Annotated in this window: 16 protein-coding genes; 14 read left to right on the forward strand and 2 right to left on the reverse strand. The window is 33.2% G+C overall.

Going from position 1 to position 19,581, the window contains the following annotated elements; all coding sequences use genetic code 11:
- Positions 1-115: 115 nt before the first annotated feature.
- From PYW35_RS04145 to PYW35_RS04195, 11 genes are all read left to right on the forward strand, one after another.
- Positions 116-1,585, forward strand: a complete 1,470-nt coding sequence (locus PYW35_RS04145; protein WP_016911690.1) for a nicotinate phosphoribosyltransferase — start codon at positions 116-118, stop codon at positions 1,583-1,585.
- Between the two features lie 2 nt (positions 1,586-1,587).
- On the forward strand, positions 1,588-2,409 hold the full coding sequence (gene nadE, locus PYW35_RS04150) for an NAD(+) synthase (protein WP_103322344.1): 822 nt from the start codon (positions 1,588-1,590) through the stop codon (positions 2,407-2,409).
- 64 nt (positions 2,410-2,473) lie between these two features.
- A complete protein-coding gene (locus PYW35_RS04155; protein ID WP_016911692.1) occupies positions 2,474-3,043 on the forward strand; it encodes a DUF2179 domain-containing protein in 570 nt (189 codons plus the stop codon).
- Entirely contained in the window at positions 3,033-3,209 is a 177-nt protein-coding gene (locus PYW35_RS04160) for an NETI motif-containing protein (RefSeq protein ID WP_016911693.1), read from the forward strand. Before PYW35_RS04155 ends, PYW35_RS04160 begins: the two co-directional genes overlap by 11 nt.
- Before the next feature lie 327 nt (positions 3,210-3,536).
- The gene (gene purB / locus PYW35_RS04165) at positions 3,537-4,832 is read left to right on the forward strand and encodes an adenylosuccinate lyase (protein ID WP_103322345.1); all 1,296 of its coding nucleotides are present in this window, start codon (positions 3,537-3,539) and stop codon (positions 4,830-4,832) included.
- 78 nt (positions 4,833-4,910) lie between these two features.
- Positions 4,911-5,213 carry a YerC/YecD family TrpR-related protein gene (locus tag PYW35_RS04170; protein ID WP_016911694.1) on the forward strand — a complete coding sequence of 101 codons (303 nt, stop codon included), beginning with the start codon at positions 4,911-4,913 and terminating at the stop codon, positions 5,211-5,213.
- 116 nt (positions 5,214-5,329) lie between these two features.
- Positions 5,330-6,037 (forward strand): M15 family metallopeptidase, encoded by a 708-nt coding sequence (locus PYW35_RS04175; RefSeq protein WP_103322346.1) that lies wholly within the window; start codon positions 5,330-5,332, stop codon positions 6,035-6,037.
- A gap of 107 nt (positions 6,038-6,144) precedes the next feature.
- The gene (pcrB, locus tag PYW35_RS04180) at positions 6,145-6,828 is read left to right on the forward strand and encodes a heptaprenylglyceryl phosphate synthase (protein WP_103322347.1); all 684 of its coding nucleotides are present in this window, start codon (positions 6,145-6,147) and stop codon (positions 6,826-6,828) included.
- A 12-nt stretch (positions 6,829-6,840) separates the two neighbouring features.
- A complete protein-coding gene (gene pcrA, locus PYW35_RS04185; protein WP_103322348.1) occupies positions 6,841-9,021 on the forward strand; it encodes a DNA helicase PcrA in 2,181 nt (726 codons plus the stop codon).
- A 3-nt stretch (positions 9,022-9,024) separates the two neighbouring features.
- The gene (gene ligA / locus PYW35_RS04190; RefSeq protein WP_103322349.1) at positions 9,025-11,028 is read left to right on the forward strand and encodes an NAD-dependent DNA ligase LigA; all 2,004 of its coding nucleotides are present in this window, start codon (positions 9,025-9,027) and stop codon (positions 11,026-11,028) included.
- A gap of 11 nt (positions 11,029-11,039) precedes the next feature.
- Entirely contained in the window at positions 11,040-12,227 is a 1,188-nt protein-coding gene (locus PYW35_RS04195) for a CamS family sex pheromone protein (RefSeq protein ID WP_103322350.1), read from the forward strand.
- Positions 12,228-12,786: 559 nt separating this feature from the next.
- On the opposite strand, the gene putP (PYW35_RS04200) is transcribed toward PYW35_RS04195, so the two are convergent.
- Positions 12,787-14,319, reverse strand: a complete 1,533-nt coding sequence (putP, locus tag PYW35_RS04200; protein ID WP_103322928.1) for a sodium/proline symporter PutP — start codon at positions 14,317-14,319, stop codon at positions 12,787-12,789.
- 256 nt (positions 14,320-14,575) lie between these two features.
- Positions 14,576-16,105 (reverse strand): sodium/proline symporter PutP, encoded by a 1,530-nt coding sequence (putP, locus tag PYW35_RS04205; protein WP_103322929.1) that lies wholly within the window; start codon positions 16,103-16,105, stop codon positions 14,576-14,578.
- A 166-nt stretch (positions 16,106-16,271) separates the two neighbouring features.
- On the opposite strand from putP (PYW35_RS04205), the gene gatC reads away from it, so the two are divergent.
- The 3 genes from gatC to gatB are packed head-to-tail and all read left to right on the forward strand — an operon-like array spanning position 16,272 to position 19,475.
- Positions 16,272-16,571 carry an Asp-tRNA(Asn)/Glu-tRNA(Gln) amidotransferase subunit GatC gene (gene gatC, locus PYW35_RS04210; protein WP_016912144.1) on the forward strand — a complete coding sequence of 100 codons (300 nt, stop codon included), beginning with the start codon at positions 16,272-16,274 and terminating at the stop codon, positions 16,569-16,571.
- A 3-nt stretch (positions 16,572-16,574) separates the two neighbouring features.
- A complete protein-coding gene (gene gatA / locus PYW35_RS04215; protein ID WP_103322930.1) occupies positions 16,575-18,041 on the forward strand; it encodes an Asp-tRNA(Asn)/Glu-tRNA(Gln) amidotransferase subunit GatA in 1,467 nt (488 codons plus the stop codon).
- A 6-nt stretch (positions 18,042-18,047) separates the two neighbouring features.
- On the forward strand, positions 18,048-19,475 hold the full coding sequence (gatB, locus tag PYW35_RS04220; RefSeq protein WP_016912142.1) for an Asp-tRNA(Asn)/Glu-tRNA(Gln) amidotransferase subunit GatB: 1,428 nt from the start codon (positions 18,048-18,050) through the stop codon (positions 19,473-19,475).
- Positions 19,476-19,581: the final 106 nt, after the last annotated feature.

Consider the following 19,581-nt stretch of genomic DNA (forward strand, 5'->3'; position numbering starts at 1 on the left):
TTAGTATTTTATCACAGAGGTAAATGACTTGATATATTTAAGTTGATTTTTAAAATTAATTTTAAAAAGTATGATAAAATAATATAAAATTATATAACCTGAGGAGTATTGAATAATGTATAAATACGAAGACGATAGTTTAATGTTACACACAGATTTATATCAAATCAATATGGGCGAAACTTATTGGAATGATGGGATTCATGAACGTACAGCTATATTTGATTTATATTTTAGAAGTATGCCATTTAATAGTGGGTATGCTATTTTTAGTGGATTAGAAAGAATCGTACAATTTATAGAAAACTTCAAATTTACGGATACAGATATTGAGTATTTGAGAGAAGTTGGATATCAAGATGACTATTTAGATTATTTAAAAGCTTTACGTTTTACAGGTAACATTAGAGGAATGAAAGAAGGGGAATTATGCTTTAATAATGAACCGCTTATTAGAGTTGAAGCACCGTTAATTCAAGCTCAACTTGTTGAGACCGCACTTTTAAATATCGTGAATTTCCAAACTTTAATTGCAACTAAAGCAAGTAGAATAAAGCAAGTCGTGCGCGATGAAATCGTGATGGAATTTGGTACAAGAAGAGCTCAAGAAATGGATGCTGCAATATGGGGAGCTAGAGCAGCAGTCATTGGTGGTTTTGACTCAACGAGTAATGTAAGAGCAGGTAAATTATTTGGTATTCCTATTTCAGGAACACATGCGCATTCAATGGTTCAAACGTATGATGATGAATATCTGGCTTTCAAAAAATATGCTGAAAGACACAAAAATTGTGTGTTCTTAGTAGATACATTCCATACTCTAAAATCTGGGGTTCCTAATGCTATCAGAGTTGCGAAAGAATTAGGTGACAAAATTAATTTTGTCGGTATACGTCTAGACTCAGGTGATATTGCGTATTTATCTAAAGAAGCGAGAAGAATGTTAGATGAAGCGGGATTAGAAGATGCTAAAATCTTTGCTTCAAATGATTTAGATGAAGAAACAATCACAAGTTTGAAAGCGCAAGGAGCAAAAGTGACTGCCTGGGGTGTTGGAACGAAACTTATTACTGCATATGATCAACCAGCACTTGGTGCAGTTTATAAACTTGTGGCAATTGAAGATGAGAATGGTGAACTGTCTGACCGCATTAAAATTTCTAACAATGCTGAAAAAGTAACAACTCCTGGCAAAAAAAATGTCTACAGAATTATCAATACGAAGACGAATAAATCTGAAGGAGATTACATCACGTTAGAAAATGAAAAACCGAACGAGGAAGAACGTTTAAAAATGTTCCATCCCGTGCATACTTATAAAATGAAATATATTAAAAACTTTAAAGCCGTTGATTTACATCACGATATCTTTACAAATGGAAAGCTTGTTTATACATTGCCAGGAATTAATGATATTAAGCAATTTGCTTTTGATAACCTTGATATATTATGGGAAGAAAACAAACGTTATTTAAATCCAGAAGAGTATCCGGTAGACTTAAGTAAAGCTTGTTGGGATAATAAGAATAAGAAGATATTTGAAGTGGCAGAAAGAGTTGCAGACGCTATAAAGGATGTGGAGTAGTAATGAGAGATTTACAATCAATCATAGTTAAAGAAATGAATGTAAAACAAAATATCGACCCTAAAAAAGAATATGAAGAAATTAAGCAATTTTTAAAAACTTATGTAAAAGCTCATAGTTTTGTAAAATCTTTAGTATTAGGTATTTCTGGTGGTCAAGATTCTACATTGCTTGGAAAAATAGCACAGTTAACGGTGGATGAACTCAATGCAGAAGAAAATGGTGAATATCAATTTATTGCTGTGAGATTACCTTATGGCGAACAGTTTGATGAACAAGATACACAAGATGCGTTAGATTTTATTAATCCTAGCAAACGCATAACAGTTAATATCAAACCAGCTGTTCAAGCGAGTATACAATCGTTAAGTGAAGCGGGCATAGAACTGACAGACTTCCAAAAAGGAAACGAAAAAGCTAGAGAACGTATGAAAGTTCAATATTCAATCGCTTCTGCACATAGTGGTATCGTATTAGGAACTGATCATTCAGCAGAAAATATAACAGGGTTCTATACTAAGTTCGGTGATGGCGCTTGTGATATTGCACCTTTATTTGGCTTGAATAAGAGACAAGGTAAAGCCATCTTGAAATATTTAGATGGACCAGATCATTTAATTAATAAAGTACCAACTGCTGATTTAGAAGAAGATAAACCAGCTCTACCTGATGAAGAAGCTTTAGGCGTAACATATGATTCGATTGATGACTTCTTAGAAGGTAAAAAAGTAAGTGAAAAAGATCAAGAAATTATTCAAAATCATTATGTAAGAAATGCACACAAAAGAGAAATGCCTTATACACGATATACATGGCCAAAATAATGCGTGACTTTCATAAGTTTCACTGATAAAATGATTCCAGTATTTTAATTAATGGAGGGGTTGCATGTCAGCTATATTAGATAATCCGTGGCTAATGGTACTGTCTATATTTGTCATTAATATAGTATATGTATCTTGCTTAACAATGAGAACGATTTTAACACTAAAAGGATATCGATATATAGCCGCTACTGTAAGTGTACTTGAAGTAGTCGTTTATGTAATCGGGTTAGGTTTAGTAATAAATAGTCTTGATCAAATTCAAAATATTTTAGCTTATGCACTTGGTTTTGCAACAGGTATTATTGTAGGCATGAAGATAGAAGAGAAGATTGCATTAGGCTATATCGTCGTGAATGTTACAACTGCGGAGTACGAAACAGATTTACCGAGAAAATTGAGAGACTTAGGATATGGTGTTACACATTATGTTGCTAAAGGTAGAGATGGAGATCGACTTGTTATGCAAATATTAACACCACGTAGATTTGAATTTAAGTTAATGGACACAATTAAACAATTAGATTCAAAAGCTTTTGTTATCGCGTATGAACCGAAGAATATCCATGGAGGATTCTGGGTTAAAGGCGTACGCAGTAAAAAATTAAAGGCGTATGATACTGATGAAGTTTAGAGTAGAAGAAAACGAAACGATAGAAATGTGTCTTAAAAGAATGAAAGATCAAGGTTACACACCTGTAAAAAGATTTGAGAAACCAGTGTTTATCGAAAAGAAAAACGGAGACATTGAAGTTCTTAAACAAGAAATACAATTTGTAGGTAAAAAAATTCAAGAATGAATAATTAATGAACCTAGAATAAAATATCTAGATATAAGCTGCCAATAAAGCGATGACTTTGTTGGTAGCTTTTTTTATACATAGTTTCTCTCATTGTTGTTCACAACAATCGTTATAAGATGAATTTTAGATTTATTTGTGACGATAAAAAATAAGTCATGTTATTTCTACTTTCAATTTATTACCGGACTGTTACAATATATAATGAAAGAGAAAGAAATTAAATATTCTAATCACGAACTTTATTTAACTTTTTATAAATAATGTACGTGTTACAAAATGTTTGTTATACTGTAAATGACTAAAAAATGATAGGAGAATTTATCAATGATTGAACGTTATTCTAGAGAAGAAATGGCTAATATTTGGACTGAACAAAATCGTTTTGAAGCATGGTTAGAAGTTGAAATACTAGCGTGTGAAGCATGGAGCAAGTTAGGACATATTCCTGCTGAGGATGTTAAACTAATAAGACAAAATGCTAAAGTCGACGTTGATAGAGCTAAAGAAATTGAACAAGAGACTCGTCATGATGTTGTGGCATTTACTAGACAAGTATCTGAAACATTAGGTGAAGAACGTAAATGGGTTCATTACGGTTTAACATCAACGGATGTAGTAGATACTGCACTTAGTTATGTAGTTAAACAAGCTAATGAAATTATCGAAAAAGATTTAGAAAGATTTTTAGAAGTTTTGAAAAATAAAGCGATCGAACATAAAACGACTTTAATGATGGGAAGAACACATGGTGTACATGCTGAACCAACAACATTTGGTATAAAAATGGCGCTTTGGTACACTGAAATGAAACGTAATTTAGAAAGATTTAAACGAGTACGTGAAGAAATTGAAGTAGGTAAAATGAGTGGAGCAGTTGGTACTTTTGCGAACATTCCTCCTGAAATTGAAGAGCATGTATGTAAGGAGTTAGGTTTGGACTATGCACCAGTGTCTACTCAAACATTACAACGCGATCGTCACGCTTATTACATTGCAACATTAGGATTAATTGCAACGTCTATAGAAAAGTTTGCAGTAGAGGTACGTAGTTTACAAAAAACTGAAACACGTGAAGTAGAAGAAGCGTTTGCTAAAGGTCAAAAGGGATCATCAGCTATGCCTCATAAACGTAATCCAATTGGTTCTGAGAATGTAACAGGTTTAGCACGTGTTATTAGAGGCTATGTGACGACTGCATATGAGAATGTACCGTTATGGCATGAAAGAGATATCTCACACTCATCTGCAGAGAGAATTATGTTACCTGATGTTACAATCGCTTTAGATTATGCTTTAAATAGATTTACTAATATTATTGATAAATTAACAGTATATCCTGAAAATATGAAACGTAATATAGATAAAACATTTGGTCTTATTTATTCACAACGTGTTATGTTAACACTTATTAATAAAGGAATGGTAAGAGAAGAAGCGTATGATATCGTTCAACCAAAAGCGATGGAATCTTGGGAAACACAGACGCCATTTAGAACTTTAGTAGAACAAGACGATAAAATCACAAACTTGTTAAGTGCTTCTGAATTAGATGAATGTTTCGATGAAAATCATCACTTAAATCAAGTAGATACTATATTTAGAAGAGCGGGTATTGAATAAGATTCTTTATACTGTACTTTAATAGGTTAGTGCGTTAAAATGCAATTAATGAACTTATAATAAACAGGGGTTGATTTTTTGCAAATCGAAAAATTAAGAGGTAAAGCTTTAGACGAACTTTTTGATGCGATACTAACATTAGAAACTAGAGAAGAATGTTATCAATTTTTTGATGATATTTGTACAGTAAATGAATTGCAGTCGTTTTCACAACGATTACAAGTTGCTAAGATGATTAAACAAGGATATACCTATGCTCATATCGAGAAAGAATCTGGAGCATCAACGGCAACTATTTCTCGAGTTAAACGTTCATTACAATGGGGTAATGATGCATACACGATGATTCTTGAAAGAATGAATATAGATTTCGAAAAATAAATAATATGAATATTTTATAACAGGCTAGAGTGTTAAACTCAGCCTGTTATTTATTTTTGATTAATTGTTAAAATAGTAATATAATATTGAAATTCAGACAATAAGGAGCGTTACACATGAAGAAACTATTTTTAATTGTTGGAATATCTTCTATAGTGTTAAGTGCATGTGGCGTGCAAAATGATACACGCAATCAATCCAATACGGAAGATAAGTCATCTACAGAAAAAGAAAAACATCAAAATAATGAAAACAATCATGATAATGAAAAACGTAGCCAACATGATATCACAAAGAAAGATGGTATTACGTATGTTGATGGCCATGTCTTTGCAAATAAGAAAGTTGATTTGCCGAGCGATTATGCACCAGGTGAAAATAGCACAGCTAGAAAGCAATTGAATAGTTTGATACAAGATGCGAGAAATAAAGGGTTAGATTTGGTATTTAGAAGCGGATATCGATCATATGATGAACAGGATCAATTATATAAAGATTATGTAGCTAGAGATGGTGAAGAAGCTGCCAACCAATATAGTGCAAAGCCGGGTCAATCAGAACATCAAACTGGTTTATCATTTGATGTAGGTTCTGATACAGCGACAGATGATTTTAGAACATCATTTGGCAAAACTGATGAAGGTATGTGGATTAAAGAACATGCACATGAATATGGGTTTATTGTGAGATATCCAAATGGGAAAGAGAAAATCACGGGCTATCAATATGAACCATGGCATTTAAGATATGTTGGTAAAGATTTAGCTAACACGATATATAAACAAAATACAACATTAGAAGAGTACTTTAATTACGGTAAGTAAGAAGCGATAAGTTTCGCTTCTTTTTTATGTAAATTATCCTATTTCATTTCGGAATTTAAAGGTAAAAATGCTATAATTAATCTTATGATAATTAAAGGAGTTTAACTATGTACGATATAAAGTTGTGGAGACATGTGTTCAAATTAGATCCAGCTAAATCCATTACAGATGAGGATTTAATGAAAGTATGCGAATCTGGTACTGACGCTATTGTAATTGGTGGTACGGATGATGTTACTGAAGATAATGTCTTGAATTTGATGAGTCGTATTAGACGTTATCCACTACCTTGTGCTTTAGAGATATCTAATATAGAAAGTGTTGTTCCAGGGTTTGATTTTTATTTTGTACCGAGTGTATTGAATAGTAATAATGTTAACTATCACAATGGATTACTTCAACAAGCTGTTAAGAAATATGGTTATATGATGGATTTTGATGAAATATTTCTTGAAGGCTATGTTGTTATGAATGAGAAAAGTAAAGTTGCACAATTGACTGAAGCTCGAACGGATTTGGATGTTGAAGATTTAATCAGTTACGCAAGAATGGTCGATAAGTTATATCATTTGCCGATATTTTATATAGAATATAGCGGAAAATATGGTGATGTTGATGAACTTAAAGAAGTGAAAGAACATTTGGAACATGCTCAGTTAATATATGGTGGCGGCATTAACAACTTAGAAAAGGCTAAAGAGATGGCAGAATATGCTGATACAATTGTTGTTGGCAATGTTATATATGAAGATTTGAAACAAGCTTTACAAACTGTAAAAGTAAAACAATAAAGGAAGGTTTTTATGAACGCATTGTTAGATAGAATGAATGACGAACAAAAACAAGCAGTCAAAACAACGCAAGGTCCATTACTTATTATGGCAGGTGCTGGTAGTGGTAAGACGAGAGTATTAACACATAGAATTGCGTATTTATTAGGTGAGAAAGACGTTTCTCCTTACAATGTTTTGGCTATCACATTTACGAATAAAGCGGCTAAAGAAATGAAAGAAAGAATTAGTCATTTAGTTGGTCCTGAAGCTGAAAGTATTTGGATATCAACATTCCACTCAATGTGTGTAAGAATCTTAAGACGCGACATTGATCGTATAGGGATTGAAAGAAACTTTACGATAATAGATCCTACCGACCAAAAATCAGTGATTAAAGAAATTTTAAAGAAGGAAAATATAGATAGTAAAAAGTATGAACCTAGAACGTTTATAGGGGCTATATCTAATTTAAAAAATGAATTAAAAACTGCTGAAGATGCTGAAAAAGAAGCGAATGATTTTTATGCAATGATGGTTGCACGCGTTTATAAAGGTTATCAAGATAAATTATTACGAAACCATGCGCTAGACTTTGATGATTTAATTATGATGACGATTCAATTGTTCAACCGTGTACCCGAGGTATTGGAATTTTATCAAAATAAATTTCAATATATTCATGTTGATGAATATCAAGATACGAACAAAGCACAATATACACTTGTAAATTTATTAGCAAGTAAATTTAAAAACATTTGTGTAGTAGGTGACTCTGACCAATCTATTTATGGTTGGAGAGGTGCAGATATTAAAAATATTCTATCTTTTGAAGAAGATTATCCAAATGCACAAACGATTTTTCTAGAACGTAATTATAGATCTACAAAAACGATCTTAACAGCAGCCAATGAAGTGATACGAAATAATTCAGAGCGTAAACCAAAAGCTTTATGGACTGATAACACTTCTGGTGAAAAGATTAAATATTATGAGGCTACAACAGAAAGAGACGAAGCAGAATATGTTATTCGTGAAATATTAAAGAAAAAGCAAGAAGGTTACAACAATCAAGATATTGCTATTTTATATAGAACAAATGCACAATCTCGTGTACTTGAAGAGACGTTCTTAAAATCGAATATTCCATATACGATGGTCGGCGGTACAAAGTTCTATGATCGAAAAGAAATCAAAGACATTCTTAGTTATTTGAGATTAGTTTCTAATAGCAATGATGATATCAGTTTCGAAAGAATTATTAACATACCTAAACGTGGAATAGGACCAACTTCAGTTCAAAAAATTGCTCAATATGCAGCGATGAATAACTTGAGTTACTTCGATGCGTTAGGTGAAGTTGATTTTATTGGATTATCTAAAAAAGTCACGCAAGAAGGTGCTGACTTTTATGAAATGATGAACAATTTCATGCAACAACAAGAATTTTTAACGATTACTGAACTTGTTGAACAGATTCTTGATAAATCAGGATATAGACGAATGCTAGAAAATGAACAAACAATTGAATCTCAAAGTAGACTTGAGAATATAGACGAATTCTTATCAGTACCTAGAGATTATGAGAAGAATACACCTATAGAGGAACAATCACTGATGAACTTCTTAACGGACTTATCATTAGTTGCTGATGTTGATAATGCAGATTTAGAAGCAGGCGTGACGTTGATGACTATGCACTCAGCTAAAGGATTAGAGTTCAAAGTTGTCTTCATCATTGGTATGGAAGAAAGCATCTTCCCTCACTTTAGAAGTTTACAATCAGGCGAGGAACATGAAATGGAAGAAGAACGTAGAATTGCATATGTTGCTATAACGCGTGCTGAACAAGAACTACATTTATCTCATGCAACTACTCGTACATTGTTTGGTAGGTCTCAAGCTAATTTGAAATCTAGATTCTTAAAAGAAATTCCAGAAGATCTATTAGATGGTGTTAAACCAAAATCTTCATTTAAATCTAAACAAACTTCTACACCGAAACGCGGATTTGCTGGACGTATGAATACACAACAAAAACCTGCAACATCTTGGAATGTTGGTGATAAAGTTACGCACAAATCATGGGGAGAAGGTATGGTTAGTGCTGTAAATGACAAGAATGGTTCAGTTGAGTTAGATATTATATTTAAAAAAGAAGGACCGAAACGTTTATTAGCTCAATTTGCACCAATTGAGAAAAAGGGAGAGTAAACTATGGATGAATTAAAGACAAGAATTGATGAACTTCATCAATTGTTACATCGTTATAATCACGAATATCATGTATTAGATAATCCAACTGTACCTGATAGTGAATACGATAAATTACTACATGAATTAATTTCTATAGAAGAACAATATCCTGAACTTAAGACGCCTGATTCACCAACTGTTAGAGTTGGTGGGGCGCCGTTATCTCAATTTGAGAAAATAAATCATGACACACCTATGTTGTCTTTAGGTAATGCTTTTAACGAAGAAGATTTAAAAAAGTTTGATCAAAGAGTAAGAGAGAAAGTCAGTAATGTTCGCTATACATGTGAATTGAAAATTGATGGTCTTGCTGTTTCATTAAAGTATGTTGATGGACGTTTTGTACAAGGTTTAACACGTGGAGATGGTACAACAGGCGAAAACATCACAGAAAACTTAAAAACGATTCATGCTATTCCATTAACAATTAAAGAACCACTTTCAATAGAAGTACGTGGTGAGGCTTATATGCCTAGAAAATCATTTATGTCTTTAAATGAAATTAAAGAACAAAATGGTGAACAACTTTTTGCAAATCCGAGGAATGCTGCTGCAGGTTCGTTAAGACAGCTCGATTCAAAATTAACAGCAAAGAGAAAGCTTGATATATTCTTATATAGTGTGAATGATTTAACAGAAATTGAAGCGGCTAGCCAATCTGAAGCATTGAATAATCTAGATGAACTCGGCTTCAAAACTAACAAAGAAAGAGAAACCTTTGATGATATAGAAGGTGTACTATCTTTCATAAATAAATGGACTGAACAAAGAAATGAATTATCTTATGATATTGACGGCATCGTCATTAAAGTAGATGATTTGAGCCAGCAAGAAGAACTTGGTTTTACACAAAAATCTCCGAGATGGGCAATTGCATATAAATTCCCGGCAGAAGAAGTATTAACTACTTTAAAGGACATTGAGTTAAGTATTGGTAGAACGGGTGTCGTAACACCAACAGCAATATTAGAGCCTGTTAAAGTAGCTGGGACAACTGTATCAAGAGCATCTTTACATAACGAAGACTTAATACATGAAAAAGATATCCGTATCGGCGACAAAGTCATCATCAAAAAAGCAGGTGACATCATACCGGAAGTCGTTAGAAGTATCGCTGAAGATAGAAATGAAGATAGTGAAGTTTATCATATGCCTACGCATTGCCCAAGCTGTGAACATGAGCTAGTAAGAATTGAAGGAGAAGTAGCTTTAAGATGTATTAATCCTAAATGCCGAGCTCAACTCGTTGAAGGCATGATTCATTTTGTTTCTAGACAAGCTATGAATATTGATGGACTAGGTGATAAAATAGTAGAACAGCTTTATCAAAATGATAAAATTAAAGATGTAGCTGATTTATATTATTTAACAGCAGAAGATTTATTGCCTTTAGAAAGAATGGGCGAGAAAAAAGTTCATAATTTATTAACAGCTATCGAAGCATCAAAAGAAAAATCGCTTGAACATTTACTGTTTGGTTTAGGTGTTAGACATCTTGGAACGAAAGCAAGTCGTGTCATATCTGAACAATACGAATCCATTGATCGATTGTTCGAAGTGACCATTGATAATTTAATTTTAATACCTGATGTAGGACATAAGATGGCTCAATCACTTGTTACTTATATGGAAAATGAAGATATTAAAGTATTAATTGATAAGTTAAAACAGAAAAATGTTAATATGACTTATAAAGGTATTAAGCAATCTGATATAGAAGGACATCCTGATTTTAGTGGAAAAACTTTCGTATTAACTGGTAAAATGACAGAGATGGCAAGACCTGAAGCTACAAAAATCATTCAATCGCTAGGCGCAAAAGTAACAGGAAGTGTGACGAAAAATACAGATGTCGTTATTGCTGGTGAAGATGCAGGTTCCAAGCTAGAAAAAGCTGAGAAATTAAACATTGAAGTTTGGACAGAAGAAGATTGGTTAAACAAATATCGTAATATCAATGAATAGAGGTTAAAGATATGAAAAAAGGATTTCTTATTTTAGCGTCTGTAATAATGCTTACAGCATGTTCATCAGATACTACTCAAAAAGACAATCAAGAAAAGTCTGATAAGGAAAAAGAGCAAACAAAACAAATATCTACAGGTATGCAAATTTCTAGTGACTATTACCGTACATTATTACCATTTAAAGTAAGTGCAGCTAGAGGTTTAACACAAGACAATATGATTTCTAGCTATAACAGTGAAGCATTCGAAAGTGGTTTACTAGATATCAGTAAACAAACATTTTCGCCAGATGATTACTTATATAGAGATGGTCAATTTTTAGATAAAGATACAGTGAGAGCATATTTAGCGCCTAAATATACTAAAGAAGAAATTAAAGCCATGAGTGATGAAGAGAAAGAACAAAGTAAGGCAGGGGAAAATTTAGGTTTAAACCCAACTCATAATGGCGAAACAGATCCTGAAAAGATAGCTGAAAATTCACCTACATACTTATCTCATATAATCGAACAAGATTATTTCACAGAAAGTGATGCTAAAAAGCAAAAAATTTCTGGAATGACAATTGGTCTAGCGATGAATAGTGAATACGTTTATCAAAAAGAAGACTATGGTGAAACGTATACTAAAAAGTTAGATTCTAAAGAAGTTGAGAAAAAAGGTAAAGAGATGGCTGAAGAAATATTGTCTCGTTTACGTGTGAGAGATGATTTGAAAAACGTTCCTATTAACTTTGCGATATTTATACAATCAGGTGAAGGTGACATTAAACCTGGTAAATTCATAGCTCATGCTTCTAGTGAAGGTGGCAAAAGAACAGTGAAGAATTGGGAAAAAGTTAACCAAAAACATGTCACAATTCCATCTTCAGAAGCATCAGATTTAGATGAAAATTTAAATTCGAACTTTGAACAGTTTAATCAAGACTTACAAAAATATTTCCCTAACTTCACACAAGCTGTTGGTACAGGTAAATTTGATGATGATAAACTAACAGATCTTGAAATTAAAGTTCCGCTTGATTATTATGGGAAAGCTGAAGTAATAGGGGTTACACAATATGTAGCTGATTTATCTCAGAAGTATTTCAAAGGTGTAGATGATCTTGAAATATCCATTGTTGATGGAGAAGAACCACAAGCTTTAATTACAAAAACTAAAGATGATGATGAACCCGAAATTCATATTTATAAATAAGCATCATAAAAAGGGTATGGATATTAACATCCCTAGTTAACATAAAAGAGCGTAAATTCTTCGAAAAATAAGAATTTACGCTCTTTTTATTATAATTTTTATACATACAGACCATCTATGTTGCTTGTTTAGTGAGTCTTGCAACATATACAGCATGTACTTAAAAGAACAAACGAAAAAATATAAGAAAAATGAATATTACTTACGATTTTGTGAAGTGCTGACGCCCGGGGGAATAGTATGAGTGAGAGACTACAGGCTCGAACCATACCCCTAGGCAAGCATGCACGAACAAAATCGAAGATTTCACTAAAATATTGTTATATATATCAATAAATATAGTTGAAATATAATATTCTCCACGATTTTGTAAAGTGCTGACGCCCGGGGGAATAGTATGCGAGAGAGACTACAGGCTCGAACCATACCCCAGGCAAGCATGCACGAACAAAATCGAAGATTTCATAAAAAATAACAACTCATTTCTAGCTGAATAAATCAGTGAAATGAGTTGTTATTTATTTTGAGTTGGGATTTATATCCCAATCACTTTATTTAATTAGTCTTCTTTTAAAATTTGTTTCATACGATCTAAACTAGCAATAACATCTTTAGAAGGTTTTTTAGTAAATGAACTTACTACAACAGTAACAACAACATTCGTTAAGAAACCTGGAATGATTTCATATAGTTCGAAAATGCCGCCATGATCTTTCATCATAATCCAGAATAATACAACGATAGATGAAGTCACCATACCTGCAATAGCACCATTCTTACTTAAACCTTTCCAATATAATGACATTAATACTAGTGGACCAAATGCAGCACCAAATCCTGCCCATGCATTACCAACAAGGTTAAGAATTGTGTCGTTCGGCGTCCAAGCTAGTAATATAGCCACGATCGCAACTACTAATACTGCAAATCTACCTACCATAACAAATTCTTTATCTCTGTCAGGTGCATAACCTCTTTTTTTAGTTATAATTCTGTAGAAGTCTTGTGTTAAAGCACTTGATGTTACTAATAATTGAGAAGATATTGTACTCATAATAGCTGCTAAAATAGCTGCTAAGAAGAACCCACCAACTAAAGGATGGAACAATACTTGACTCATTAAAATAAATATTGTTTCAGGGTTGTCGATTGTTTGGCCTGAATCATGAATGTAAGCAATACCTGTTAAACCTACTAAACATGCACCTATTAATGAAATTGCCATCCAACCTATACCGAAACGTCTAGCTGTAGGTAATAATTTGTGAGATTTAATGGACATAAATCTTACTATAATATGTGGTTGACCAAAATAACCTAGTCCCCATGCGATTAGACCGATAATACTAATAGCTGAAGTTCCTTTAAATAAATCTAAGTTTGTAGGTTTAACTTCTGCAACTGTATTAAATGTGTCTAAACCATTTAAAGTTAATAATGCAGCAATAGGTACCATTACCATTGCTATTAACATGATGACACCTTGGAAGAAATCTGTAAGTGAAACAGCTAAATATCCTCCGAAGAATGTATATAACACGACTATCCCGCCAGTTAATATAATGCCTAGTCTGTAATCCATTCCGAAAGCACTTTCGAATAATGTACCACCAGAAACCATACCAACTGAAGTATATAACGTAAAGAATACTACTATAATAATGCCTGAAATAATTTTTAATACATGTGTATCATCTGCAACACGCTTTTCAAAGAAATCTGGAATTGTAATTGCGTTACCATTGTGTTCAGTATATACACGTAATTTCGGTGCTACTAATATGTAATTCAACCATGCACCTACTGTTAAACCGATTGCTAGCCATGTTGCTGATAAGCCAATGCTGTAAACTTCACCTGGAAGTCCCATAATCATCCAACCACTCATATCGGATGCACCAGCGGATAATGCTGTTACGTAAGGACCTATACTACGGCCACCTAGCATGTACTCATCTAAATTACTAGTTGATTGTTTATAAGCGTAATAACCAATCGCTAATAAAACTATAAAATAGACTATAATCATGAAGTAAGTCTGCCAGCCTGAAGCAACTCCAGCACTAGCGTCAATCTGTCCTAAAATAAACATATTCCCGCTCCTTTATTTTTTTATAAATTTTAAAGTTGCACGTTGACTATTATACACAATTGAAATTTTATTCAAAGGGTAAAATTTCATTTTTGCATATATTCAGTCTACCATGTTTATTAAAACGTGTCACAATTTAGCCATAATTCAACCTTTTGAAAGGTCACTTAATGTCCCGTTTTATAGGTGTTTGCGTCAATCGCGATTATCTATTTTTCAGAGTTCATTATATTAATCAATAAATTTTCAAAAAAGTTTAATTTTTTAGTATATTTTTCATTTCATCGAACTTTGCAAGGTCTTTACCAATAGGTGCTTTAGTAAATAGGCTAACGACAATTGTTGCAACTATACTTGAAATAAATCCTGGAATAATTTCATAGAATTCAAAAATGCCACCGTGATTTTTCATGAGTATCCAGAAAATAACGACGACAGAACCGCATATAATACCTGCAATTGCACCATATTTAGTAAGACGTTTCCAATACAAAGATAACAATACGAGCGGACCGAAAGCTGCACCGAATCCAGCCCATGCATTACCAACTAAATTTAAAATCGTATCATTAGGATTCCAAGCGATATACATAGCGACTAATGAAACGATTAATACCGATAAGCGACCTACAAGAACAAATTCTTTTTCGTGACCTTTATCTTGTAATGTTTTGCCTCTTAATAACATATAAAAATCTTGCGTTAATGCACTTGAAGTTACAAGAAGTTGTGAAGAAATCGTACTCATGATAGCCGCTAAAATAGCTGCTAGGAAAAATCCAGCAATAAGCGGATGAAATAGAATTTGACTCATAACGATGAATATTGTTTCAGGGTTATCTACTTTGACATTTGATTGCGCAACAAATGCGATGCCTATAAGCCCTGTAACACAAGCACCCATTAAAGAAATTGCCATCCACGAAATTCCAATTCTTCGAGCTTTAGGCATTAACTTATGAGATTTTATAGACATAAAACGTACTATTATATGTGGTTGTCCAAAGTAACCTAATCCCCAAGCAAGTAAACTAACGATTCCAACAGTTGTTGTTCCTTTGAACCAATCTAAGTTTGTAGGCTTTAATTGACCGACCTCTGAAAATGTATCCAAGCCGTTTAATTTTAATAAAGCAACAATTGGTACAAGGACTAGAGCTAAAATCATAATGACACCTTGAAAGAAGTCAGTTAATGAAACAGCAAGATATCCACCAAATAATGTGTATAGAATAACGATGCTCGCTGCAAGTACTAAACCTAAATGGTAGTTCATACCAAAAGCGCTATTGAATAACACACCACCAGCAACCATTCCTGAATGTGTATATAAAGTGAAGAAAACGACAATAACTAATCCTGAAATGATTTTAACAATTCTTGTGTTATCTGATAAACGCTTTTCAAAATAATCAGGTAAAGTAATCGCGTTATCAGTAAGTTCAGTATAAATTCTTAAGCGTGAAGCTACTAATATGTAATTTAACCAAGCACCAATTGTCAGACCGATAGCGATCCAAGTAGCAGATAAGCCTGTACTATATACTGAACCAGGCAAACCCATAATCATCCATCCACTCATATCTGAAGCGCCAGCTGAAAGGGCAGTAACGAGCGGACCTAAGTCTCTTCCTCCTAACATGTATTCATCAAGCGTACTTGTCGAACGTTTGTAAGCATAAAATCCAATTGCTAATAAAATTGCAAAATAAACAGCAATCATGACATATGTTTCCCAAGAAGTTTCGACCTTAACATTTTTAAAAGTATTTCCAAGTATAAACATGAAAAACCACCTCTCACTCATTGACATAAAATTCAGAAAAATTTTCTGATAATTTATTATACACAATGTATGCGCTTTCCTGTAGCTATTTTTCAATAACTTTAGATTTTTATATGAAAATTTGTTAAAATTATATGATGTTAGATTAACTAAGGAGGCGTCGCACATGACGAAGGTAACATCTGAGCAAGTTGAACATGTTGCTAATTTAGCTAGACTTGAAGTTTCACAAGACGAAGTCAATGAATTCACACAATCTTTAGAGAAGATCTTAAATTTTGCGGGACAATTAGATGAAGCAGATACTGAAAATGTTGAACCAACATTTCACGTATTAGATTTACAAAATGTTCTAAGAGAAGATAAGAGTGAATCAGGAATTCCTCAAGAACAAGCATTGCTTAATGCTAAAGAAAAAGAAGCGGGACAATTTAAAGTTCCAGCTATTATGAATGAGGAGGACTAGGGCATGACAATTCGTTATGAAACAATTGAGCGTTTATCAGAAATGATTAAAAATAAAGAAATTAAACCGTCTGAAATTGTAAGAGATATTTTTGAAGCAATTGAAGCTGATGATATAAATGTCAAAGCGTTCTTAGCTTTAAACAAAGAAGAAGCAATTAAAAAAGCTGAAGAGCAAGACAAATTACAAGCTGAAGATAAAATGGAAGGAAAGTTATTTGGTATTCCAATGGGTATCAAAGATAACATTATTACTGAAGGTGTAGAAACGACATGTGCAAGTAAAATGTTAGAAGGCTTTATTCCGATTTATGAATCAACAGTAATGAAACAATTGAATGCTGAAAATGGTATTTTAGTTGGTAAATTAAACATGGATGAATTTGCAATGGGTGGTTCAAACGAAAATTCTTACTTTAAGACAACCGTTAATCCATTCGATCATAAAGCTGTACCTGGTGGTTCATCAGGTGGTTCAGCTGCAGCAGTAGCAGCAAGTTTAGTACCATTTGCTTTAGGTTCAGACACTGGTGGTTCAATACGACAACCAGCATCATATTGTGGTGTTGTTGGTATGAAACCTACATACGGCCGTGTATCACGTTTTGGATTAGTAGCATTTGCTTCTTCATTAGACCAAATTGGACCAATTACACGTAGTGTTAAAGATAACGCATTAATTTTAGAAACAATTTCTGGACACGATGCTCAAGACTCTACAAGTGCGCCAATTGATAATGTAGATTTTACATCTGAAATCGGTAAAGATATTAAAGGATTAAAAATAGCTGTTCCTGAAGAATTTATGGGATCAGGTGTTTCTGAAGATGTTAAGCGTTCAGTTGAAGAAGCAGTGAAAACACTTGAGTCTTTAGGTGCAACTGTTGACCGTGTGTCATTGCCAAATACGAAATATGGTGTTGCAAGTTATTATATTATTGCATCATCAGAAGCTTCAGCTAACTTAGCTCGTTTCGATGGTATCCGTTATGGTTATCATTCAAAATCAGCTCATACACTTGAAGAATTATATAAAAAGTCTCGTGGAGAAGGTTTTGGCGATGAAGTTAAACGTCGTATTATGCTAGGAACATTTGCATTAAGCTCAGGTTATTATGATGCTTACTACAAAAAAGCTCAAAAAGTACGTACTTTAATTAAACAAGATTTCGAAAAAGTATTTAATGACTATGATGTTATCGTAGGACCAACAGCACCAACAACTGCATTTAATATTGGTGAACAAGTTGATGACCCATTGACAATGTATGCTAATGATATTTTAACGATTCCAGTTAACTTAGCAGGTGTACCATCTATCTCAATTCCTTGTGGTAAATCTAATGGTCGTCCAATTGGTTTACAAATTGTTGGTAAACCATTCGATGAAAAAACATTATACAAAGTTGCTTATCAATACGAAACTCAATTTAACTTACATGATGACTATAAAACATTACAAGGAGTGTGAACCTGAATGCATTTTGAAACAATAATCGGCTTAGAAGTACACGTCGAATTAAAAACAGAATCAAAAATGTTTTCACCATCACCAGCTCATTTTGGTGCGGAAGCTAATACAAATACAAATGTTATTGACTTAGCATATCCAGGTGTTTTACCAGTAGTTAATAAGACTGCTGTAGACTGGGCTATGCGTGCAGCAATGGCATTAAATATGGACATTGCAAGAGAATCAAAATTCGATAGAAAAAACTATTTCTATCCAGATAATCCAAAAGCTTATCAAATTTCTCAATTTGACCAACCAATCGGTGAAAATGGCTGGATTGATATTGAAGTAGATGGAGAAACAAAACGAATCGGCATTACACGCTTACACATGGAAGAAGATGCTGGTAAATTAACACATAAAGATGGCTATTCATTAGTAGATTTAAACCGTCAAGGTACGCCATTAATTGAAATCGTATCAGAACCTGATATTCGTTCACCTAAAGAAGCATACGCTTATTTAGAAAAATTACGCGCAATCATCCAATATACAGGCGTATCAGACTGTAAAATGGAAGAAGGTTCATTACGTTGTGATGCGAACATCTCATTACGTCCATATGGTCAAGAAGAGTTCGGTACAAAAGCAGAGCTTAAAAACTTAAACTCATTTAATTATGTGCGTAAAGGTTTAGAACATGAAGAAAAACGTCAAGCAGAAGTATTGTTAGCAGGCGGAGAAATCTTACAAGAAACACGCCGTTTTAATGAATCAACAGGAGAAACGATTTTAATGCGTATTAAAGAAGGTTCAGATGATTATCGTTACTTCCCAGAGCCAGACTTAGTGCCATTATATGTTGATGATGAATGGAAAGAACGCGTGCGTAAAACAATTCCTGACTTACCAGATGTTCGTAAAGAACGTTACGTAAATGACTTAGGATTACCTGCATATGATGCACATGTATTAACTTTAACTAAAGAAATGTCAGATTTCTTTGAAGAAGCTATTAAACATGGTGCAGATGTAAAATTAACTTCTAACTGGTTAATGGGCGGAGTTAATGAATATTTAAACAAAAATCAAATCGAACTTAATGATACTGCACTTACACCTGAAAACTTAGCAGGCATGATCAAGCTAATAGAAGACGGTACAATGAGCAGTAAAATCGCTAAAAAAGTATTCCCAGAATTAGCGAAAAATGGTGGAGACGCTCATCAAATTATGAAAGACAATGGTCTAGTTCAAATTTCTGATGAAGCAACACTATTAGGTTTTGTTACTGAAGCATTAGATAACAATCCACAATCAGTAGAAGACTTTAAAAATGGTAAAGGCAAAGCAATGGGCTTCTTAGTTGGTCAAATTATGAAAATTTCAAAAGGACAAGCTAACCCACAAGTTGTTAACCAATTATTAAAATCAGAATTAGAAAAAAGATAATCAATTTAAAGAGAAATAGAAACATCTCATCACTAGAATTAAATTCTAGCGGTGAGATGTTTTTTTGATGTCTAGAATAATAAGTTTATTTTTATAATGAAACGAG

This window comes from Mammaliicoccus vitulinus (assembly GCF_029024305.1).
In the GTDB taxonomy this organism is placed as follows: Bacteria; Bacillota; Bacilli; order Staphylococcales; family Staphylococcaceae; genus Mammaliicoccus; species Mammaliicoccus vitulinus.

Bases quoted from the DNA above. Each gene is read 5' to 3' on its own strand.
- nadE (WP_103322344.1), top strand. From the start codon at position 1,588: ATGAGAGATTTACAATCAATCATAGTTAAAGAAATGAATGTAAAACAA.
- gatA (WP_103322930.1), top strand. From the start codon at position 16,575: ATGACAATTCGTTATGAAACAATTGAGCGTTTATCAGAAATGATTAAA.
- PYW35_RS04175 (WP_103322346.1), top strand. From the start codon at position 5,330: ATGAAGAAACTATTTTTAATTGTTGGAATATCTTCTATAGTGTTAAGT.
- PYW35_RS04195 (WP_103322350.1), top strand. From the start codon at position 11,040: ATGAAAAAAGGATTTCTTATTTTAGCGTCTGTAATAATGCTTACAGCA.
- ligA (WP_103322349.1), top strand. From the start codon at position 9,025: ATGGATGAATTAAAGACAAGAATTGATGAACTTCATCAATTGTTACAT.
- purB (WP_103322345.1), top strand. From the start codon at position 3,537: ATGATTGAACGTTATTCTAGAGAAGAAATGGCTAATATTTGGACTGAA.
- pcrA (WP_103322348.1), top strand. From the start codon at position 6,841: ATGAACGCATTGTTAGATAGAATGAATGACGAACAAAAACAAGCAGTC.
- putP (WP_103322929.1), bottom strand. From the start codon at position 16,105: ATGTTTATACTTGGAAATACTTTTAAAAATGTTAAGGTCGAAACTTCT.
- gatB (WP_016912142.1), top strand. From the start codon at position 18,048: ATGCATTTTGAAACAATAATCGGCTTAGAAGTACACGTCGAATTAAAA.
- pcrB (WP_103322347.1), top strand. From the start codon at position 6,145: ATGTACGATATAAAGTTGTGGAGACATGTGTTCAAATTAGATCCAGCT.
- PYW35_RS04160 (WP_016911693.1), top strand. From the start codon at position 3,033: ATGAAGTTTAGAGTAGAAGAAAACGAAACGATAGAAATGTGTCTTAAA.
- PYW35_RS04155 (WP_016911692.1), top strand. From the start codon at position 2,474: ATGTCAGCTATATTAGATAATCCGTGGCTAATGGTACTGTCTATATTT.
- PYW35_RS04145 (WP_016911690.1), top strand. From the start codon at position 116: ATGTATAAATACGAAGACGATAGTTTAATGTTACACACAGATTTATAT.
- putP (WP_103322928.1), bottom strand. From the start codon at position 14,319: ATGTTTATTTTAGGACAGATTGACGCTAGTGCTGGAGTTGCTTCAGGC.
- gatC (WP_016912144.1), top strand. From the start codon at position 16,272: ATGACGAAGGTAACATCTGAGCAAGTTGAACATGTTGCTAATTTAGCT.